This window comes from Microbacterium esteraromaticum, assembly GCF_016907315.1.
GTDB lineage: Bacteria > Actinomycetota > Actinomycetes > Actinomycetales > Microbacteriaceae > Microbacterium > Microbacterium esteraromaticum.
In genome coordinates this window covers 2109799-2128885 of record NZ_JAFBBS010000001.1, presented here as the reverse complement: position 1 = coordinate 2128885, position 19087 = coordinate 2109799, and the positions used below count along the sequence as shown (strand labels likewise).

Here is a 19087-nt window from a genome sequence, read left to right as displayed (position 1 = left end):
TGCTCTTTCAGTCGCTCGTCGTCGTGGTTTCGGTGCCGAGGATGCCGGTGAGGGCGTCCTCGATGAGGGTGATGTCGAGGGGTTCGTCGTGGATGCGGGCGTGCCAGAGCACGCCATCGATGAAGACGGATGCCGCGGTGGCGCGCTCGACGCCGTAGTCGGGTACGAGGAACCCGATCATGCGCTCGGACCAGCGGCGCGCGAGTGCGCGCAGCTGCGGATCGTCGATGGCCGCGGTGACGACGGCGCGGTCGGCTTCGAGAGCGCGCGCGTCGGCCAGGCCCTTCACGAGGAGGTCGGCGAGCACGGCGGGGGTCGCACCGCGCTGCTCGAGAGCGGCGCGGATGTCGTCGATGCCGGCGTCGACCTCGGTGACCAGGTGGTGCAGCGCCTCGGAGCGCAGGTCGTCGAGGGTGGCGAAGTACTGGGTCGTCGCGCCGAGGGGCACGCCCGCACGTGACGCGATCATGCGGTGCGTCACGGCGCTCACCCCCACCTCGACGATCAGCTCGGCGGCGGCGGCGACGATCTCGCGCCTGCGCGCCTCGGGATCACGGCGACGGCGCTGCGGCTCGCTCAAGATCCCTCCCCCGGGGTCGAAGTGTACGTCTGTACATTATGCGTCGGCGAAGCTGTGCCCCGACTGGCAGCGCAGGTCAGCTGAGGGCGCCGCCCTGTGCGAGCCCGAGGCCGGCCGCGGCGAGCGAGAGCACGAGCATCCCCAGCAGGTCGAAGACGGCAGCTCTCTGCTCGCCGTCCCGCCAGAGCGAGATGGCGTCGATCATCGCCGTGCTGAAGGTCGTGTAGCCGCCGAGGAAGCCGGCACCCAGCACGAAGGCGGCGCCCGGCAGCATCCCGACCACCAGCCCCAGCAGCAGCGATCCCGTGACGTTGATCACCATCACACCCCACGGGAACCGTGAGCCCGTCGCGCGCGCGATGCCGATGTCGACCAGGTAGCGGGTCGCCGCCCCCAGGCCGCCGCAGGCGGCGGCGAGCAGGAACACCAGAGGGCTCACGACGCGCTCCTTCGTCCGAGCGATCCTCCGACGCGCAGGCCGATCCAGGCGGCGAGCAGCCCGCCGATGAGACTCGCGGCGACGTATCCGGCGGCGAGCGCGGGCGACGCCGACCACAGGCCGATGCTGTCGACCGCGAACGCGCTGTAGGTGGTGAAGCCGCCGAGCACGCCCGTTCCGAGCAGGATCCGCAGGTCGGAGGCCGGCAGCCGCGCGGTGAGGATGCCCAGCAGCATCGCCCCGACGATGTTGGCGACGAGCACGGAGGCGGGGGCGTCGGCGATCAGCATCCCGAGCCCGAGACGGGCGGCCGTGCCGACGGCGCCGCCCGCCGCGGCGAGCGCGGCGCGGCGCAGCACGGTGCGTGCGGTGGGCGGCGAGGTCACGGCGCCACTCTAGTCGCGCGCTCGGGAGGCACCTGACGGGCATGCATAGACTCGAAGCGGTGGTGCGGCCCTCCCGATGCCGCCGGACCGCCGGGAGGACGACACTCGAGTGCTCACGCGAAGGATCTTCGGCTGGTCGCGTCTGCTGACCGCGGCCGTGTGCATCGCGGCGCTCGTGCACCGGATGCTGTGGGGCATGGGCTCTCAGACCCTCGCCGGCGCCAACTTCTTCGCATACCTGACGATCCAGTCGAACACCGCGTTCGCCGTTCTCGCGATAATCGCGGGTGTCATCGCGCTGCGTCACGAGGAGGACCCGGCCTGGCTCACGACCGCACGCGCGCTGGTGCTGAGCTGGACGATCACGGCAGGTCTCGCGTTCGGGCTCATCGTCTGGCAGGCGGGTGAGAGGGGCATCCCCATCACCGTCCCCTGGTCCGACGTCCTGCTGCACTTCGTGCTGCCTGCGTGGACGATCGTCGCGTGGGTGATCGGGCCAGGACGCCGCGCCGCATCGTGGCGGGTGGTGCCGTTCGTGCTGGTCTATCCCCTGCTGTGGGGCATCTTCACGATCTGGCGGGGCAGCCTCATCGGCTGGTACCCGTACTACTTCCTCGATCTGAGGCAGGTGTCCGGCATCGGCGAGATGGTGCTCAGCTGCGCTCTCGCTCTGTCGATCTTCGCCGGGGTGGCATCGTGCCTGGTGCTGCTCAGCCGGGTGCGCCCGACGGTCCCGCCGTGGGGCGAGCTCAGCCCTCGTCCGCTGCCGGCTCTGCGAAGAACGCCAGCGAGGCGCGTGCCGCTACCGCCGCGTCGCGCTCGCTGAGCTCGGCGAACTGCTCGGCGTCGGCACCGCCGACCAGCCCGACGAGCACAGGCTCTCCCGTGGCCGGCTGCAGGTTGAGCCAGGTGCGGATCAGCCCGCCTCCCCCGACGACGTGCCAGATCGCCGCCTCGGTGGTCCAGAACGGCTCGTCGAATCGCATCCAGACGGTCTCGACGAATCCGGATGCCAGGGCCGAGATCGCCCCGCGATGCGCGAAAGGCAGCGCGGGGGCGAACTCGATCCCCTGCTTCTGCAGCACCCCGAGCGGCGCGGTGACGACCACCCGGTCGTATGAGAGCGCCTCGCCGGTGCCGAGCCGCAGGCTGACTCCGCGGTCGTCGTACGCGATGCGCACCACCGGCGATGCGGTGGTGACGTCGAGTCCGTCGAGGTGCTCCTTCAGGAACGTGATGAGGTCGCCGGTCACGCCGTGCACGGTGTCGGCGGGGAAGTCGGGCGGATACCAGCTCGAGGCGCGCGCCGGGTCGGCGCCGGTCATCGCCGCGAGCCAGGCGAGCGATGCGGCGAGCGCGGGGTCGTCTGTGTTCGCGCCGCTCGCGGCGAGCGCGTCGGCGATCGACGGGTCGGATGCCGCGGACTCGGCCTTCTGAAGTGCGTCGGCGATCGCGGCGCCGTCGACCGTCGCCGCCTCTCCCTCTGCCGTCCAGCCGGTCGCGGTGTCGAACGTCATGGTCTCGTCGCTGATGTCGACGAGGCGGTCTGAGAGCGCGGCGAGCTCGTCGTCGCTGAGCAGCCAGGCTCCGAGCTGCGGGGGCACCGGCCACTGCTCGTCGTCCACCTCGCTGCGGATGCGCCCGCCGAGGCGCTCCCGCGCCTCGAACACGGTGACGTCGTGTCCGGCATCCGTCAGCATCCGGGCGGCGATCACGCCGGCGGCACCCGCGCCGACCACGGCGATCCGCTCGGTGTCACCTGCTGCGGCGATGAGCGCGAGGGCGGCGCGACGTGCGGCGTCGACGGCGCCGACGACCGTGCCGGGATTGGCCGAGTCGGTGGCCTCTCCGGCGAAGAACACCCGGTCGAGCACGGGTTCGGCGAGACGTTCGCGCTCGCTGGGATCGACTCCGGCCGGCAGGTAGCTGACCGACCCGAGCGAGTACGGATCGGTGGCCCACGTGCTGCGCAGCCAGCCGGCCGGAGCCGGCACGGACTCGGGCGCGGTTGGCCGCGGCATCGGCGTCTTCGTGCGGGTGGGCGCGGGCGCCGGCTCGGGGGTGCAGGCGGCGAGCAGCAGCCCGACGGCGCCCGCTCCGGCACCGACGAGCAGGGTTCGGCGCGTGATGCTCATCGTGCTTGCCAGACTACCCGCGCACCGAAGTCGGGGGTGCACGCAGCGCCCACTCCGGGTAAGCTGCATGGTAAGCGTTTTCCATCCGATCGGACAGACCGTGACTCCTGTCGCCTCCCCCTGGACCAGTCGTCGACGCCTCGACGGCCCTGCGCAGCAGGTGGCCTACGGGCCGCTTGTGAGCCGTCGCGATGACGAGGCCATGCGCCGGTTCCGCCGGTACGGTCTGGGGCAGTTCATCCACTTCGGCCTGTACTCGATTCTGGGCAACGAGTACCAGGGGGTGAGCGCCGCCGAGGGTGCGGCCGCGCCGGAGTGGATCCGCGCGTGGCGCGGCCCTTCCGCGCCAGAGGGGTGGCCCGACACCTACGACCGGCTGAACGAGAGCTTCGATCCGGCAGAGCTCGACGCCGAGGCCTGGGCACGACAGGCCAAGCGCATGGGCGCCCGGTATGTGATCTTCACGACCAAGCACCACGACGGCTTCGCGCTCTGGCCCTCTGAGCATTCGGACTACACCGTTGCCCATTCACCCTGCGAGCGCGACCTCGTCGGCGAGGTCGTCGATGCCTACACCGCCGAGGGCATCGACGTCTTTCTGTACTTCTCGGTGCTCGACTGGCACCACCCCGGCTACATCGGAAGCGTTCCGTCAGACGCCGCCGAGAAGCAGGGCTGGCAGGAGTTCCTCGACTACACCCGCGCGCAGCTGCTCGAGCTGCTCGACCGCTATCCGGCTGCCCGTGGGCTGTGGTTCGACGGCACGTGGGACGAGTCGTGGATCGCATCGTACGAGTTCACGCACCGGCTCGAGCGGGAGCTGCGCGAGCGGCGACCGGGACTCATCATCGGCTCGCGGTTCCGCAACGACGAGCACGGAGCTCGGCATTTCGACTCCGACGGCGCCCTGCTCGGGGACTACGAGCAGGGCTGGGAGCGCAAGCTGCCGGAGAGCTTCGAGATGCTCGCGGGCAACGACTGGGACTGCGCCATGACCATCGGCCCGAACGCCTGGGGATACATGCGCGACACCCGCGGCCAGTACCAGAAGACCGCTGACGACCTGATCGACCTGCTCATGCGGTGCCGCTCGATGAACGGCAACCTCGTGGTCAACTTCGGCCCGGACGGCACCGGCCGGATGACCGAGCACGAGTCCGACGTCGCCGAGCAGCTGGGCGCGTGGGTCTCGGCAAACGGAGAGGCGGTGTACGACGCCGGGCACGTCGACCTCGATCGCACCGGCATGGGCTGGCTGACCGGCACCGGCGAACGGCTGTTCCTCACCGTCATCAACCGTCCGGTGAACGGCGTCGCGAGGCTGCGATTCCCCTCGGATGCCGAACGGATGCCCGTGGCCGCGCGGCTGCTGGAGTCCGGCCGCGCACTCGAGGTCCGCCTGACGGACCTCGGCTTCGACCTGGATGCCGCCCTGTACTGCGACATCATCATCCCGTCCGATCTCACGACCGACCGAGCCTTCGTCATCGAGCTCGTTCTCGGCGAGGCGTCGCCGACCGTCCTCGATCGCATCGACGCCTGGATGTAGCGCACCCCGCCGGTCGGACGCGCCCTGGATGCATCGCATCCGACCGTGTCGCCGGCGTGCGCTTGCCGCGGAGATGTGCGCTTGCCGCGGAGCGGAACCCGAGTTCCGTCCGCGCGAAGCGCACTTCTCCGCGCGAAGCGCACGGACTCGAGATGGATGCCGGCGTCAGGTGCGACGACCGCCGGGCCGCCCCGGCTGTCCATCCCACTCCACGACCGAGCGAAGGTCGAACTCGGAGCTCATGCCGTCGGCCGGCCACTCGACGCGCACAGCCGTGCCGTCGACGGTGACGTCGAGGCCGGCGAGCGCGGCGCTCGGATCCTCGTCGGCGGACAGAATCTGGTGAACCGCGACGTGGACGGTCTCACCCCGGTCGCGCCGAGCCGTGAGGATCGGGATCGCCGAGTGCTCGCCCATGGCGTTCGTGCCGTGGTGCGCGACGACGTCGCCGTCGTCCCATCCGTGCAGTCCGGTGAGCGCCACCCGGTGCACGCCGTTGGCGACCGCGGCCTGAGCGCGGCGGGCGGTGACGTCCTGCGCGAGCGGTTCCGGCCCGGCGAGCGCGAAGGAGCCCTCACGGATGCGGTCGTGCTCCTGCGGAGCGATGACGAGATGTGCGCGCACCTCGGTGCCTCGATTGACCACCGAGGCGGTGACGATGCAGGTCCCGGGCAGCAGTCTCCCGTCGACCTGCGGATAATGCACCGAGGCGCTGAGCGGGCCCTGCTGTGTCCGGCCGCGCAGTTTCACCCTTCGACTGGGCCGCCCCTCGGCGTCGAACAGCGTGATGTGCCCGTCGACCGCCTCGAGCCAGCCGTCGCCCACCTCGGGCGCAGTGTGGGTGGAGTACGCGAACGAGGCGTAGTGGGGGTCGTCGACGTCACGGATGCCGTGATCCTGCACCGGCAGCTCGGCGTGATCCGAGCCGTGGTTCACGAGGACCACCGGGGCGTCTCCGCCCGCCGTGCTGAGAGTGAGCCCTGTGCCGTCGAAGGACCGGGTGGCGGCCTGACGCGCCGCCGGGGCATCCGGTTCCGTCCAGACCCGGTGCCCCGACGGCAGGGAGAGCCCGAGGAAGCCGATGCCGGCGAGATAGGGCGATCCGAAGCCGCTGTAGTCCTGCATGGCGGGCAGGTACTCGTCGTACCAGCCCAGACGCAGCTGCCCGTCGGCCCCGACGCCATGGCGCACGAAGCCGTCGAGCACCGAGGTGGCCAGCTCCCGGGTGCGGGCCGGGGCGAACGGGCTGATTCCCGAGATCTCCGCGCACCACAGCGGCGCGAGGGCGGCAGTGCGATAGGTGAGGGAGCGGCCGAAGTGCACCATCGCGCCGTCGGCGGCGATGAACGATGGCATGCCGTCGACGAACTGCGCGAGCCGCTCGAGGTGCCGCTGACCGTCGGCGGTCTGCGTGCGGTCGGTCATGCGGTACCACGCCCACAGGTAGGGGTGGATCGCCCACGCGTTGTAGTAGTCCACGGCGTGCGCCGGCCCGTCGGTGTACCAGCCGTCGCCGAGATACCATCCCTCGACGCGGGCGACGTTGCGTTCGCCGTGCAGCCCCGATGCGTCGCCGCCGGAGTGCCGGATGAACGCCTCGGCCATCGCGGGGAACAGCTGCCAGTTGTTCTGCCACACCTCACGCAGCGCATGATGGCGCAGCCAGCCGTGCACCTGGTCCTGCTCGCGCGCATCGAGACGCGACCAGAAGCGGTCGCCGGCGGTGTACAGGCCGAATGCCAGATTCGCCGCCTCGACGATCGAGTTGGTGATGCCGGTGAGCGGCGTGCGGCACGTCACCCCGAGCGGCCAGCGCGAGGGATGCCGGGGATCGGTGCCGTCGACGATCGCCTGCGCGTAGAACTCGACGAGGGCGTCGGCCTCGGCATCCGCCGCATCCGCTCCGGCGATGCGGGCCGACGCGAGCAGGAAGCTCCGCCCGATGGCCTCCATCGACTCCCGCCGCTCGCCGTCGCCAGTCACCCGACCGGGCAGCACGACTCCGGCAGGGTCGCTCGCTCCGTGCTCACGCACGGCGCGGAGCCACAGGTCGGCCGTAGACGTCCAGAGACGCCGCGCGTTCGCGCCACCTGCCGGGTCGCGCTCAGCGGTCACGCCTTCAGCGCCTTCTCGAACTCCTTGCGGATCTTGTCGCCGCCCGCGCTGCGCCAGCCCTTGATCGCCGCCTTGACGTCGTCGATGCTCTTGCGGCCCGCGATGAAGTCCTGCGCCGCGTCGCTGACCGGCTGTCGGATGGTGCCGCCCTTCTGCGCATTCGTGGGGCTGAACAGCGTCGCAGTGGGATCGGTCACGCCGTAGGGGATGAGCGTCGAGTACGCCGCGTGAGTGCGCTTGATGAGGTCCTCGTGGCCGGGGAGGTAGAGCACGGGGCTGGGCGCGGTGAGGTACTTCCACGGCACGGTGACATCGGCCAGGGCGTTCGGCGTCGGCAGCGGGTTGCCGTCCGCGTCGAGCGTGTAGTCGGTGCCCTCGACGCCGTAGTTGATCAGCAGGTACTCCTCGGTGCCGAACGGCGCGGCAAGCAGGTTGGCGATGCCGAGCAGCTTCTTGATCGACTTCTCGTCGTTCTTCTTGAGCATGGTGCTCGCGAAGAGGATGTTGTCGAGATGCGCGGTGGGCTTGCCGCCCCCTGCCGCGAAGGGCAGGAACGGCGCCGAGTCGGGCACGGTCACCCCGTAGCCATCGGCCTTGAAGAACGCCGGCAGGCCGTCGTACACCTGGGCGGCCTGCCCGTTGGTGAATGCATTGACCATCTGCGACTTCGTCCACGCATCGCTGCCGGGGGCGACGTAGCCCGCCGCGACCGCCTTCTGCACGAACGAGATCGCCTCGAGGTACTCGTCGGTCTCGATGTAGAAGGTGAGCTTGCCCTTCTCCTCGCGCCACTGGTTGGGCGAGCCGAAGAGCTGCAGGAACGTGCTGAGCCCGAAGCCGCTGGAGCCGAACGCCCAGCGGTTGGCCTTGGCGTCGGTGAGCTCCTTCATGACCGACATGTACTCGTCGGCGTCCGTGAGCTGGGTGGTGTCGGTGATGCCGACCTCGGCGTACCGCTTGGCGTTGTAGAAGCCGAGGCCGCCCGCGCCGCCGCGCGGGATCGGCAGCGAGTAGATCTTGCCGTCGCGCACGGTCTGCTTCCAGTACAGCTCTGGGATCGCGGCGAGGTTCGGGTACTCCTTGATCGCGTCGCCGGAGAGGAACGGGGTGAGATCCTGGATCTTCGACTTCAGGAAGCCGATGATGTCGGGGATCGAGGCGCCGTCGTCGAGGATCATGTCGGGGATGTCATTGCCGGCGATCGTGGTGTTGATCTTGGCGGTGAAGTCGTCCGACGACACGGCCGTCATGTCAACCTTGCCACCCAGGCGCTTCTCGATCTCCTGCCAGGCCGGGTTCTTGTCTCGGCCGTTCGGCGGAGGACCGAAGATGTTCGTGATCGCGCTGAAGGTCTCGCCCTTGAGCGGAGGCGTGGCGACGGAGCGCACCGGGTTCGCCGGGTAGTTGAAGAAGGCGGCTGGCACGCCCTCGGCGCTGCCCGCGAGGTCGGGCGAGAGCCCCTTGGCAGGCACGAACGCGGGCATCTTGACGGAGTCGGCGGCGGAGGCCACGAGCTCTTCGCGGGTGCCGCAGCCGGCGAGCGTGCCGGCCGCGGCGACGCTCAGCAGGCCGAGTCCGGCGGCTTTGAGGAAGGTCCGCCGGTCGGCGGCGATCTCGTTGATTGACATTTCCGGTCCTCTCTGAGGGATTGCAGGCAGCGTCGCCTGCCGGGTGATGGTGAGCGGGGGTCAGCCCTTGATGGCGCCGGTGAGCACGCCCTTGGTGAAGTACTTCTGCAGGAACGGATAGACGCACAGGATGGGCACCAGGCTGATGACGACCACGGCCATCTGGATCGCCTGGCTCGGTGCGGCGATCTCGGCCCCGCTGCCGGCGTCGATCGAAGAGCCGAGCAGCACGTACTGGCGAAGCACCATCGCCAGCGGCCACTTGTCGCTGTCGACGTAGAGCATCGCGTTGAAGAACGCGTTCCAGTAGCCGACCGCGTAGAACAGTCCGACCACGGCGATCACGGCCTTCGACAGCGGCAGCACGACGTGCCACAGCACACGCAGGTCGCCTGCGCCGTCGAGGCGCGCGGCCTCGACGAGCTCGGAGGGGATGCCCATCATGAACGAGCGCACGATGACGAGGTTGAACGCCGAGAGCGCGGTGGGAAGGATCAGCGCGGCGTACGTGCCGAGCAGCCCCAGCTCCTTGACGACGAGGAAGGTCGGGATGATTCCGGGGGTGAACAGCATGGTCAGCAGCGCGGTCATCAGGAAGAACCCGCCGCCGAGCAGGCCGCGCCGCGAGAGCCCGTACGCCATCATCACCGTGAGGGTCACCGAGAGGGCGGTGCCGACGAGCGTGATGCCGATGCTGCGCACGAGCGCGTCGGTGACGATGCCGCCCGCGAAGATCGTGCTGTACGCCGCGAAGGTGGGCTCGCTCGGAAAGAGCACGAAGCCGTTGTTGGCCGCGATCTCCTGCTGGGTGGACAGGCTGGTGCCGACCACGGCGAGGAACGGGTAGATCACGGCCACGCAGACCATCAGCAGCACGAGGCCCTTGAGCGCCTGCATCGGGATGCTCGGCTTCTCCATCCACACCGGGCGACGGCTCGACCGGTACCGGCGAGCGCCCTCGGCTCCGAGACGGACGACAGTGGTGGATGCGTCAGCGGTCACGGGAGTACACCCCATCCTGTCCGAACATGTGGGCGACCTTGTTGGCGCCGAGCACGAGGAACAGCCCGACGACGCCCTTCACGAGGCCGACGGCGGCGGCCGTGCCCCATTGGCCGTCGACGATGCCGTGGTAGTAGACGTACGTGTCGAGCACCTCTCCCGCCTCGGCGCCGACGTTGTTGCGCTGCAGGATGATCTGCTCGAAACCGACCGAGAGTGCGCTGCCGAGGTTGAGGATCAGCAGCAGGATGACGATGGGCATGATGCCGGGGATCGTGATCGCCCAGGTGCGGCGCCAGGGACCGGCGCCATCGACTGCGGCGGCCTCGTAGAGCTCGTCGTCGATGCTGGCCAGTGCGGCGAGGAACATGATCGTCCCCCACCCCGCGTCCTTCCAGATCACCTGAAGGGTGACCAGCAGCGGGAAGGTGTCGGGGTTGGTCATCGGGCTGACGCGGGGCAGGCCCATCGACTCGAGGAGGTTCGGGATGACGCCCGTGGGGCCGAGGATCTGCGTGAAGATCGAGATGATGATGACCCAGCCGAGGAAGTGCGGCAGGTAGATCACGCTCTGCACGAACTTCTTGATGCCGGGCGACATGATGCTGTTCAGCAGCAGTGCGAGCGCGATCGGCACGGGGAAGAACAGCAGCAGCTGCATGAGGGTGATCACGAGGGTGTTGCGCAGCGCCAGCCAGAACGCCGGTTCGGCGAATGCGGCCGCGAAGTTGTCGAGCCCGACCCAGACGCTGTCGATGAAGCCGAGGTACGGCTGGTAGTCCTCGAACGCGATGATGTTGCCCGGGATCGGCAGCCAGTGGAAGACCACGAAGTACAGGAACCCGGGGAGCACCATGAGCAGCATCACCCGGTCACGGCGGAACCGGGCGGCGAACGACAGCTTGGTCGTGCCTCTGCGGCTGACGCGGCGGGACACCGGGACGGCACTGCGCGGAGGGTCCGCGGGCGCTGGCGGCTCTGCCGCGGGCGGGCTGCTCTGAGCGGGTGCTGACGTCACCGCGATCCTCCGAACATCGTTGGCGAGGGGCTTTCGCTAGTAAGCGATTACTATGGAAGGTAATGCAGACGATTGGGAACTGTCAACCAACATAACGGGATATGTCTCGGCCAGCGGTCAATGACCGGTATGCACGTTGCTTCGTGGAGGCGGGTCGTGATAGAAATCGTTTACTACACATCGACATCACATGGAGACTGCTCATGAGTAGACGCCCCCGCGTCGCGTTCGCCATGGATGCGGACGCCCATGCCGCCGCGTTCCCTCCTGCGGTGCTCGCCGAGCTGCGCTCTTTCGCTGACATCGTGCACGAGCGGCCACTCGGCGACCTGGGGTCAGCGCACGCGCAGCAGATCCTCGCCTCGACGGACATCCTCATCACCGGCTGGGGCACGCCGCGCATAACACCCTCTACCGTTGCTGCGGCCTCCGCTCTGCGGGCCATCGTCCACTCCGCCGGCACTGTGCGCCTCTTCCTCGATCCCGAGGTGTTCGACCTGGGCATCCGCGTCACCAGCTGCGCCGGCGCGAATGCCGTCCCCGTCGCGGAGTACGCCTTCGCCACCACCGTGCTCGGACTCAAACGCGCGAATCGCTTCGTCGCCCAGCTCCGCGAGACCCACGGCATCCGGAACCCCAGCTCCATGCCCCCGATAGGCGCCTACGGCGTGACGGTCGGAGTGATCGGCGCCTCACGGGTCGGCAGAGAGATGCTGCGCATGCTGCAGGCGCTGGATGCGACGATCCTGCTCAGCGACCCCTATGTCACGGCCGAGGAGGCGGCCGGGCTCGGTGCCGCACTGGTGGGGCTCGACGAGCTGTGCCGGCGCAGCGACGTCGTGTCGATCCATGCTCCGCTCACCGACGAGACGGTCAGGATGATCGGCGAGCGCGAGCTGTCGCTGATGCGCGATGGAACGATCCTCATCAACACCGCCCGAGGGGCTCTCGTCGACACGGAGGCCCTCACGGCCGAACTCGTCGCCGGCCGCCTGGATGCCTACCTCGACGTCGTCGATCCCGAGCCGCTTCCCGCTGACTCCCCGCTCTACACGCTGCCGAACGTGACGCTGACTCCGCACATCGCGGGCGCTCTCGGCAACGAGATCGCCCGCCTCGGCGAGATGGCGGTCGCGGAGACAGCACGCTTCGCAGCCGATGGTACATTCGACCATGAAGTCCGCCCCGCGGATTTTGCGATCCTGGCATAGCCGCTCGAAGATGAGGGACAGTGTCCTCCCAGACTGACCACGCGCACCGCCCAGGGACTCGCCGCCCGGCCACCATCAGCGACGTCGCCACCATGGCCGGCGTCTCGACTGCGACCGTCTCGCGAGTGCTCAACAGCAACTATCCGGTCGCCGCGGCCACCCGGGAGCGCGTCGTACGCGCCGTGACCAAGCTGGGGTATGCAGCCAACGCCAACGCCCGATCGCTGACCCAGACGGGAACCGGCATGATCGGCGTCGTGGTGCCCGAGATCGTCGATCCGTTCTTCGGCTACCTGATCCGCGGACTCGAGCAGGCCGCCGCCGACGCCGGCCGCCTGCTCATCGTGAGCACGACCGGTTCCGATCCCGATCGCGAGATGGCGCTCATCGACCGCATGCGAGAGCACCGGGTCGACGCGGTGATCGTGATCAGCGGCGCTCTCGACGATCCTTCCTACAGGCGGCGACTCGCGCAGTGCGCCGAATCGCTGGACCGGATGGGCAGCCGGCTGGTGCTGTGCGCGCACCCTCCACTCGATCCACCCACTGCCAGTCGCACCGTCACGTACGACAACGAGGGCGGTGCCTTCGCGATGACTGAGCATCTCATCTCGCGCGGCCACCGGCGCATCGCCTTCGTCGGAGGAGTCGCCGGTATCCCCACTATCGCCCGTCGCCTCGACGGGTACCTGCGCGCCCTCACCTCGCGCGGCATCGAACCCGACGAGACACTGATCCGCACGGAAGGATTCGGCCGCCGCGCCGGCAGCGCGATCACCAAGGCGCTCATCGACGAGGCGACAGGCACGACGGCGATCCTCGCGGTGAACGACACGGTCGCTGCCGGTGTGTACGAGGCCATAGCCGACGCGGGGCTCCGCATCCCGGCCGACATCTCGGTGGCGGCCTACGACGACACGCCTCTGGCAACAGACCTCTCCCCCAAGCTCACGACCGTGCACGTGCCGCTCGAGCAGCTGGGCCGTGAGGCGCTGCGCGCAGCGCTGGCAGATCACGACGCGTTCACGCGCACGCCCGACGACGTGGTCACCCTCGGAACCCATCTCGTGCATCGCGACTCGGTCGCCGGGCCGCCGCAGTCCTGACCCGCGAGCCCCCGCGGCCATCGGCATCCTCACCATTCGACTCGCCTCCGGACCGACGCTTCCCTCTTCGCCCCGTCATCACGGACAATGAAATGTTCCGCTCGCACTGCGCGAGTGGAGGACACCGGAGGAAATCATGGCCAGAACAGGCCTATACAGTCGTACCCGAATGGCGGCGGTGCTCATCACCGCGGCCGCGCTGGCGCTGTCGACGGCGAGTGCCGCGACAGCGCAGGCGACATCACCAGCCAGCATCCGCGATGCCGACCAGCAGATGCTGCTCGGCTGGGCATCGCATGATCTCACAACGATGGCGGCAGAGGAGGCGGCGTTCGGCCGCCCGAACGGGATGCTGTCGACCTATGTCGACTTCGTCCAGTCGCCCGCTTTCCCGCACGCGTACGCGGATGCAGCAGCGGCCCGGGGATCCGCTCTGCTCATCGCGTGGGAGCCGTGGGATTGGAACCGTCCTGCCGACCAGCAGCCCGAGTTCGCGCCGCGCCGCATCGCCGCCGGCGCATATGACGCGCACCTGAAGGCGTGGCTGCGGGATGCGGCGACGCGCTCGGCGGACGCCGAGATCATCGTGCGCTTCGCGCCCGAGATGGACGACTCGACCAGGCCGTGGTCGAGCAAGGCGGGCAAGAAGGCGACGACCACGCCGACCGACTACATCAACATGTGGCGTCACGTGTACGCACTCAAGCAGGCCATCGCCCCGAACCTCGTGTTCCTGTGGAACCCGCTCAACTACGGCGCCGGCCCGTACCCGTTCGAGTCGTACTACCCGGGCGCGGCCTATGTCGACGCACTGGCGCTGGACGGCTTCAACTGGGGCACAGCCCGCCCGCAGTCGCCCGGATGGCAGAGCACCGAGGACGTGTTCGGCTTCACCAGGGCGGACGGCCCCGTCGTGCGCCTGAAGAAGCTGGCCGCAGGCAAGCCGTGGGGCATCGCCGAGGCAGCATCCGCACCGGACGACCCGGCATCGTTCCGCGCGGGCGGCTCGCAGTACGCGGCGTGGGGCTCGTGGGTCTTCGAGTGGCCCGAGAACCCGCCGTACGAGGCGACCGCCGACGACTGGATCACCCAGGAGGGCTGGTCGCGGATGCTCATCCGCCGGGCCAGGGACTCGGGAGCGTCGTTCGTGAACTTCTTCCACACCGTGAAGGAGACCGACTGGCGGCTCAGCGACACCGAGGTCGGCCGACGGGTGTTCGACGAGGCGTCCTGACACGAGCCGGCGGGGGCGGGAAGATCTCCCGCCCCCGCTGTGCGTCTTACAGGCGGGCTTCGGCGTAGACGCGCAGGGCGTCGCGCACGAACTCGGCGCCCGCCGTGCCACCCTCGGCGGTGGCGTAGTTGGCGCCGAAGCGCGGGTCGGCGACGTACATCTCGCCGAGCCCGATCACGTACGCCTTCGCGTCGCCACCCGGTGCGGATGCCGGGGTGCCCGGAATGCCCGTGAGCCATTCGACGTGACGGCGGGCGATGTCCTGCGCCTCGTCGGATGCGGGGTCGATGCCCCGCTCGGCGGCGGCGACCCAGTCGGCACCGAGCTCGGCGACGCGCTGCTGCCAGGCGGCGCGATCGTCGTCGCTCATGCCGCGCCACCAGCGGTCGCTGTCGGCGTATGCCTTCTTGCCCCAGCGTTCCTCGACCTCCTCCTTGTACCTGGTGTGGTCGAAGCCGTCGAACATGTTCTCGGCCATCATCTCTTCTCCTTCTCTCAATGCGGTGATGGTGCTCTCGACCGACGCGATCTGCCGCAGCATCCGCTGCTGCTCCTGCCGCAGCCACGCGAGGTGCGTCTCGAGAGCGGATGCCTCTGATCGGGTGTGCTCGAGCACCTCGGCGATCTGCGGAAGGCCGAGCCCGAGCTCGCGCAGCAGCAGGATGCGCTGCAGGCGCACGAGCGCGGCCTGGTCGTAGTGCCGATAGCCGTTGTGCGCGATGCGCGACGGGGCGAGCAGCCCGATGTCGTCGTAGTGGCGCAGTGTTCGGCTCGTCGTTCCGGCGAGCCGGGCGATCTCCTGGATGGACCAGTCCATGCATTCCTCCTCTCACGGGGATCTGTGTCGATGTCTCCACCGTAGAAGTTGACGCTGCGTCAAGGTCAAGCGGCGTTCAGCGATCTCTCGGGTGCACTTCGAGATATATCGTGTTATTCTCGGTCCAACGCGATATATCTCGATATCGCGGACAAGGAGAGAACGACATGACCGAGAAGTGGCTCATCGCCCCGGGCGAGGAACGCGTCATCGACATCGCATCCGCCGCCCGCCTCAAGGTCGGGCTCGTGGGCGGGCAGGTCGACGTGATCGCTCACGACGAACCCGGCATCCGCATCGAAGTGCACGGCGTCACCGTCAAGGACCTGCGCATCGAATCCGACGGAGCACAGGTCGAAATCGACCACCCGCAGATCGGGTGGGACAACTTCCTCGACGTGTTCCGCAACTTCGGCGCCGGCGGCCCCAAGGCCGAGATCAGCATCGCCGTCCCCCGCGACATCGCCCTCACGCTGGGCGTGGTCAGCGCAGGCGCGCTCGTCTCCGGCATCCGCAACGACGCCAAACTCAACACCGTCTCGGGCGACCTGATCGCCGACGGCATCACCGGCGACCTCACGACGAACTCCGTCTCGGGCGACGTGCAGGTGCGCGGTCTGACCGGCTCGCTCAACGCCAACAGCGTCTCGGGCGATGTGGCCGTGACCGGCAGCATGCGCAAGGCGACCGTCGACACCGTCTCGGGGTCGATCCTCGTCGACGCTGTCGGCGACATCAACACCGTGAACCTCAACACCGTCTCCGGCGGCACGACGATTCGCCTCGACGAGACGCTTCCCGCCAACTACGTGCTGCGCAGCATGAGCGGCAGGCTGACGGTCGACGGCATCGAGCGCTCGAGCGGCGGTCCGAGCAGCTATACCGGTCAGGTGGGCGAGCTCGCCGGCAGCTTCGTCGACGTGCGCGCGAACTCGGTCTCCGGCGGCGTCACCGTGCTGCGTCGTCCGCAGGTGTCGGTCGCCGATGACGCGGAGTGGGAATCATGAGCCCCGCGGTCTTCTCGCACGGCGACCTTCGCCTGTACCTGCTGTCGCTGCTCGCCGAGGCGCCGCAGCACGGCTACGGCATCATCCAGGCGCTCACCGACCGCACCGGCGGCACGTACACGCCCAGCGCGGGCACCATCTACCCGCGGCTGGCGAAGCTCGAGGAGGAGGGCCTGGTCACCAAGACCGTCGACGGCCGCACCACCATCTACGCCATAACCGACGCCGGACGCGCCGAGCTCGCCTCCCGCGAGGGCGACCTGGCCGGCATCGAGCAGGGCCTCGCCGACTCGGTGCGGCTGATCGCGAACGAGGTCCGGCAGAGCGTTCAGGATGCCATGCGCAGCCTTCGCGCCGACCTCGCCACCGCTGCCGACGAAGAGAAGCGCGCGTCGAAGTCGCGTCCTCGCTTCGACGGGATGAGCGATGACCGGGTCACGAGCCGCGAGCACCTGCAGCGGGCGGATGCCTCGATCAACGCCTTCCGTGCGCAGGTGCGCACCGACCTGCGCACCCATGTCGCGCGGGGCGGGTCGCTGCCTGCCTCGGTCGTCACCGAGCTCGAGAACGCGATGGACGACGCGGCCCGCGCCGTCACCCGTGCGCTGAGCACGCTCTCGACCGAGCAGTAGATCTACCGCCGACGATGCCCCTTCCGCCGACGGCGGGAGGGGCATCGTCACGTCAGCGGTTCGCTGCCGGTTCGGCGGGAGCGGACGCCAGCACCAGACCGACCACGCCCTGCAGCACCGCGCCGATGATCATCGCCACCAGCACCGGACCCCACTCGCCGCCCGAGCTGTACCAGGCGCCGGCGCCGAGCGGCCCGACGGTAGAGATCGCGTACCCGACGCCCTGCGCGACGCCAGACACCCTGGTCGCCTCGGCCGCGCCGCTGCCTGCGCGCGCGATGAGCGCCAGGGTCAACGGGAACGCCGCCATGCCGACGCCCATCAGCACGCTCCACAGCTCGGGAGCGAGGGTCGGCGCCAGCCACAGCCCGCTCACGCCGACCGCCGTGCCGAGCGACACGGCGACGACGCCGATGCGCACGCCGCGCAGCGTGTGCGCCATGCTCACCGCGGCGATACCGGCGGGGATGCTGACCATGATGACGATGCCCAGCAGCACACCAGCGCGAGCCGGGCTGATACCCGTCTCGACGGCGATGGTCGGCAGCCATCCCATGACGACGAACGCCAGCAGCGCCTGCAGGGCGAAGAAGCCGGTGAGCGCCCAGGTGCCCCGCGGCAGCGCCGTGCGCGCCTGTGAGACCGGTGGTGCGAGCGCACCGTCGACGTCGTGACCCCGCGCTGCGACCACCCACATCACGAGAGCGAGCACGGCGAACAGCGACCACGCGCCCAGACCCAGCGCGGCCGACCCGAGCAGGTGCGCGACCGGCACTCCGGCGGCGGCGCCGATCGCGGCCGAGCCGGAGAGCATCGTCGTGTACGCGGTGGTCACCGATCGCATGCGGCTGCCGCTCGTCGCCCTCACGAGGGCGGGGAGCATCACGTTGACGACGGCTATGCCCGCCGTCGCGAGCGCCGTTCCGCCGACGATCGCGATCGAATCGGGCACGAAGCGCACCAGCATCCCGACCGTGACGGCACCCATCGCCCAGGTGACCGCGGCCACAGCGCCGATGCGCCGGCTCAGCCACGGCGTGAACACCCCGCCGACGGCGAACATGGCCGTCGGCAGTGCGGGGATGACGATCGCCGCCTGCGGTGTCAGCGCCCCCTCGTCGATCAGCAACGGCAGCAGCACCGACGCGGTCGTCACGGCGAGGCGCAGATTGACGGCCAGCAGCAGCAGCGCGGCCAGCATGAGCGCGAAGGCGCGACGAGAGGGCGGTGTCACCCATCCATTGAAGTCGTTCAGGTCTGCCCCCGCGAATCCGTTTCAGTCACCGGAGCGAGGCCGCGACCTATTCGGTCCAGATGTCCTTCTGGTCGTCGGGGACCGACTCGCCCTGAGGCACGACGAGCACCGAGCGGTGCTGACGGTGCGCGAGACGCGCGGCCACAGATCCGGTGAAGAACTCGCGGATCGACTCGCCCAGACCGCGCTTGCGGGTGCCGACGACGATCAGCTGCGCGTCGAGCTTCTCGGCCAGCTGCTTGATCGCGAGGGCCGGGTCGCCGACCAGCTGTCTGGCCGTCCACGGCACGTCGACGTCGGCGAGGGCCTGCTCGGCCGCGCGCTGCACGTCTTCGAACTCCGCGGCGCCCGCGTCGAGGTTGAGATCGATCGGCGCGGAGTGCACATACCCGTCAGGGTCTTCGTAGGTGACGAAGCGGGTGACGTCGACGTGCACGACGACGAGGGGTGCTTTCAGCAGCCGTGCGTAACGCAGGGCCTCGTCGAGAACGTGCGGAGGCTGGCCTGGCTGCAAGCCGACGATGACCGCTTTCTGCAGTGCCGCGTTCTGTGCCGCTTCTTCAGCTGCTCGGGGCGTGGAATCCGTCATGTCGATCCTTCCGCAGGGCGGCCGCAGGACGGCCGGATGCTCTGGCGTGCGTGCTATCCTGAATGCTACTCTTACCGGCTTCAGGCCGGTGCCGTGAATATCATCGGGCCCTGCACAAGCCCGCTGCTGAACTCGTAAAAGGGGGTCTCGCGCATGGGCCGTGGCCGTCAGAAGGCGAAGCACACCAAGATCGCCCGCGAACTCAAGTCGTACAGTCCCGACGTGAACTTCTCCGCACTGGAGAGTGAGCTCGGTCACCCGACGTCGGAAGACCAGTACGTCGACAAGTGGGCTGACATGTACGAGGACGAAGACGAAGACGAGCTCGAGCGAGCCTGATCTGCGCTTCCGCACGAACCCTGGCGACCGGCATCCGCCGCGTCG

The 19087-nt window shown here is 69.2% G+C and carries 19 protein-coding genes; 8 read left to right on the top strand and 11 right to left on the bottom strand.

Annotated features, from left to right (window positions below; all coding sequences use genetic code 11):
• Positions 1-7 precede the first annotated feature (7 nt).
• The 3 genes from JOE67_RS10235 to JOE67_RS10225 all read right to left on the bottom strand — a co-directional run bounded on the left by JOE67_RS10235 (position 8) and on the right by JOE67_RS10225 (position 1405).
• Positions 8-580: a TetR/AcrR family transcriptional regulator gene (locus JOE67_RS10235; protein WP_204975476.1), complete on the bottom strand. Its 573-nt coding sequence runs from the start codon at positions 578-580 to the stop codon at positions 8-10.
• Between the two features lie 76 nt (positions 581-656).
• Positions 657-1019: a CrcB family protein gene (locus tag JOE67_RS10230; RefSeq protein WP_204975475.1), complete on the bottom strand. Its 363-nt coding sequence runs from the start codon at positions 1017-1019 to the stop codon at positions 657-659.
• Positions 1016-1405, bottom strand: a complete 390-nt coding sequence (locus JOE67_RS10225) for a fluoride efflux transporter FluC (protein WP_338041574.1) — start codon at positions 1403-1405, stop codon at positions 1016-1018. Before JOE67_RS10225 ends, JOE67_RS10230 begins: the two co-directional genes overlap by 4 nt.
• 109 nt (positions 1406-1514) lie before the next feature.
• Here JOE67_RS10225 and JOE67_RS10220 point away from each other — a divergent pair, with 109 nt between their 5' ends.
• Positions 1515-2231: a Pr6Pr family membrane protein gene (locus tag JOE67_RS10220; protein WP_338041573.1), complete on the top strand. Its 717-nt coding sequence runs from the start codon at positions 1515-1517 to the stop codon at positions 2229-2231.
• Here the strand turns inward: JOE67_RS10220 and JOE67_RS10215 are convergent.
• Positions 2155-3540 (bottom strand): flavin monoamine oxidase family protein, encoded by a 1386-nt coding sequence (locus JOE67_RS10215; RefSeq protein WP_204975473.1) that lies wholly within the window; start codon positions 3538-3540, stop codon positions 2155-2157. The genes JOE67_RS10220 and JOE67_RS10215 overlap by 77 nt on opposite strands.
• A 100-nt stretch (positions 3541-3640) precedes the next feature.
• Between JOE67_RS10215 and JOE67_RS10210 the strand changes: the two genes are divergently transcribed.
• Positions 3641-5089, top strand: coding sequence for an alpha-L-fucosidase (locus JOE67_RS10210; RefSeq protein WP_338041572.1), 1449 nt, complete (start codon positions 3641-3643; stop codon positions 5087-5089).
• 165 nt (positions 5090-5254) lie between these two features.
• Here the strand turns inward: JOE67_RS10210 and JOE67_RS10205 are convergent, their stop codons facing one another.
• From JOE67_RS10205 to JOE67_RS10190, 4 genes are read right to left on the bottom strand one after another with little or no spacing between them, the layout of a single operon-like run.
• Positions 5255-7204 (bottom strand): DUF2264 domain-containing protein, encoded by a 1950-nt coding sequence (locus JOE67_RS10205; RefSeq protein WP_204975471.1) that lies wholly within the window; start codon positions 7202-7204, stop codon positions 5255-5257.
• On the bottom strand, positions 7201-8832 hold the full coding sequence (locus JOE67_RS10200) for an extracellular solute-binding protein (RefSeq protein WP_204975470.1): 1632 nt from the start codon (positions 8830-8832) through the stop codon (positions 7201-7203). Before JOE67_RS10200 ends, JOE67_RS10205 begins: the two co-directional genes overlap by 4 nt.
• Before the next feature lie 60 nt (positions 8833-8892).
• Positions 8893-9834, bottom strand: coding sequence for a carbohydrate ABC transporter permease (locus tag JOE67_RS10195; protein ID WP_338041571.1), 942 nt, complete (start codon positions 9832-9834; stop codon positions 8893-8895).
• A complete protein-coding gene (locus tag JOE67_RS10190) occupies positions 9824-10852 on the bottom strand; it encodes an ABC transporter permease (RefSeq protein ID WP_338041570.1) in 1029 nt (342 codons plus the stop codon). The genes JOE67_RS10195 and JOE67_RS10190 overlap by 11 nt, the downstream gene beginning before the upstream one ends.
• A 203-nt stretch (positions 10853-11055) precedes the next feature.
• Here JOE67_RS10190 and JOE67_RS10185 point away from each other — a divergent pair, with 203 nt between their 5' ends.
• The 3 genes from JOE67_RS10185 to JOE67_RS10175 all read left to right on the top strand — a co-directional run bounded on the left by JOE67_RS10185 (position 11056) and on the right by JOE67_RS10175 (position 14403).
• Positions 11056-12063 (top strand): hydroxyacid dehydrogenase, encoded by a 1008-nt coding sequence (locus JOE67_RS10185; protein ID WP_239528079.1) that lies wholly within the window; start codon positions 11056-11058, stop codon positions 12061-12063.
• 20 nt (positions 12064-12083) lie between these two features.
• The gene (locus tag JOE67_RS10180) at positions 12084-13169 is read left to right on the top strand and encodes a LacI family DNA-binding transcriptional regulator (protein WP_338041569.1); all 1086 of its coding nucleotides are present in this window, start codon (positions 12084-12086) and stop codon (positions 13167-13169) included.
• A 169-nt stretch (positions 13170-13338) separates the two neighbouring features.
• Positions 13339-14403 (top strand): glycoside hydrolase family 26 protein, encoded by a 1065-nt coding sequence (locus JOE67_RS10175; RefSeq protein WP_204975467.1) that lies wholly within the window; start codon positions 13339-13341, stop codon positions 14401-14403.
• 46 nt (positions 14404-14449) lie between these two features.
• Here the strand turns inward: JOE67_RS10175 and JOE67_RS10170 are convergent, their stop codons facing one another.
• Positions 14450-15220 carry a MerR family transcriptional regulator gene (locus JOE67_RS10170; protein ID WP_204975466.1) on the bottom strand — a complete coding sequence of 257 codons (771 nt, stop codon included), beginning with the start codon at positions 15218-15220 and terminating at the stop codon, positions 14450-14452.
• Positions 15221-15387: 167 nt separating this feature from the next.
• Between JOE67_RS10170 and JOE67_RS10165 the strand changes: the two genes are divergently transcribed.
• Together JOE67_RS10165 and JOE67_RS10160 are read left to right on the top strand one after the other, a co-directional pair.
• Positions 15388-16227 carry a DUF4097 family beta strand repeat-containing protein gene (locus JOE67_RS10165; RefSeq protein ID WP_204975465.1) on the top strand — a complete coding sequence of 280 codons (840 nt, stop codon included), beginning with the start codon at positions 15388-15390 and terminating at the stop codon, positions 16225-16227.
• Positions 16224-16859 carry a PadR family transcriptional regulator gene (locus JOE67_RS10160; protein ID WP_204975464.1) on the top strand — a complete coding sequence of 212 codons (636 nt, stop codon included), beginning with the start codon at positions 16224-16226 and terminating at the stop codon, positions 16857-16859. The genes JOE67_RS10165 and JOE67_RS10160 overlap by 4 nt, the downstream gene beginning before the upstream one ends.
• Before the next feature lie 52 nt (positions 16860-16911).
• On the opposite strand, the gene JOE67_RS10155 is transcribed toward JOE67_RS10160, so the two are convergent.
• Entirely contained in the window at positions 16912-18093 is a 1182-nt protein-coding gene (locus JOE67_RS10155) for an MFS transporter (protein WP_204975463.1), read from the bottom strand.
• 67 nt (positions 18094-18160) lie between these two features.
• The gene (locus tag JOE67_RS10150; protein WP_204975462.1) at positions 18161-18703 is read right to left on the bottom strand and encodes a universal stress protein; all 543 of its coding nucleotides are present in this window, start codon (positions 18701-18703) and stop codon (positions 18161-18163) included.
• Positions 18704-18856: 153 nt separating this feature from the next.
• Here JOE67_RS10150 and JOE67_RS10145 point away from each other — a divergent pair, with 153 nt between their 5' ends.
• The gene (locus JOE67_RS10145) at positions 18857-19042 is read left to right on the top strand and encodes a DUF3073 domain-containing protein (protein WP_204975461.1); all 186 of its coding nucleotides are present in this window, start codon (positions 18857-18859) and stop codon (positions 19040-19042) included.
• Positions 19043-19087: the final 45 nt, after the last annotated feature.

Excerpts from the sequence above, each read along its gene's own strand:
- JOE67_RS10215 (WP_204975473.1), bottom strand. The coding sequence starts at position 3,540 with ATGAGCATCACGCGCCGAACCCTGCTCGTCGGTGCCGGAGCGGGCGCC.
- JOE67_RS10200 (WP_204975470.1), bottom strand. The coding sequence starts at position 8,832 with ATGTCAATCAACGAGATCGCCGCCGACCGGCGGACCTTCCTCAAAGCC.
- JOE67_RS10185 (WP_239528079.1), top strand. The coding sequence starts at position 11,056 with ATGAGTAGACGCCCCCGCGTCGCGTTCGCCATGGATGCGGACGCCCAT.
- JOE67_RS10175 (WP_204975467.1), top strand. The coding sequence starts at position 13,339 with ATGGCGGCGGTGCTCATCACCGCGGCCGCGCTGGCGCTGTCGACGGCG.
- JOE67_RS10170 (WP_204975466.1), bottom strand. The coding sequence starts at position 15,220 with ATGGACTGGTCCATCCAGGAGATCGCCCGGCTCGCCGGAACGACGAGC.
- JOE67_RS10165 (WP_204975465.1), top strand. The coding sequence starts at position 15,388 with ATGACCGAGAAGTGGCTCATCGCCCCGGGCGAGGAACGCGTCATCGAC.
- JOE67_RS10160 (WP_204975464.1), top strand. The coding sequence starts at position 16,224 with ATGAGCCCCGCGGTCTTCTCGCACGGCGACCTTCGCCTGTACCTGCTG.
- JOE67_RS10150 (WP_204975462.1), bottom strand. The coding sequence starts at position 18,703 with ATGACGGATTCCACGCCCCGAGCAGCTGAAGAAGCGGCACAGAACGCG.
- JOE67_RS10145 (WP_204975461.1), top strand. The coding sequence starts at position 18,857 with ATGGGCCGTGGCCGTCAGAAGGCGAAGCACACCAAGATCGCCCGCGAA.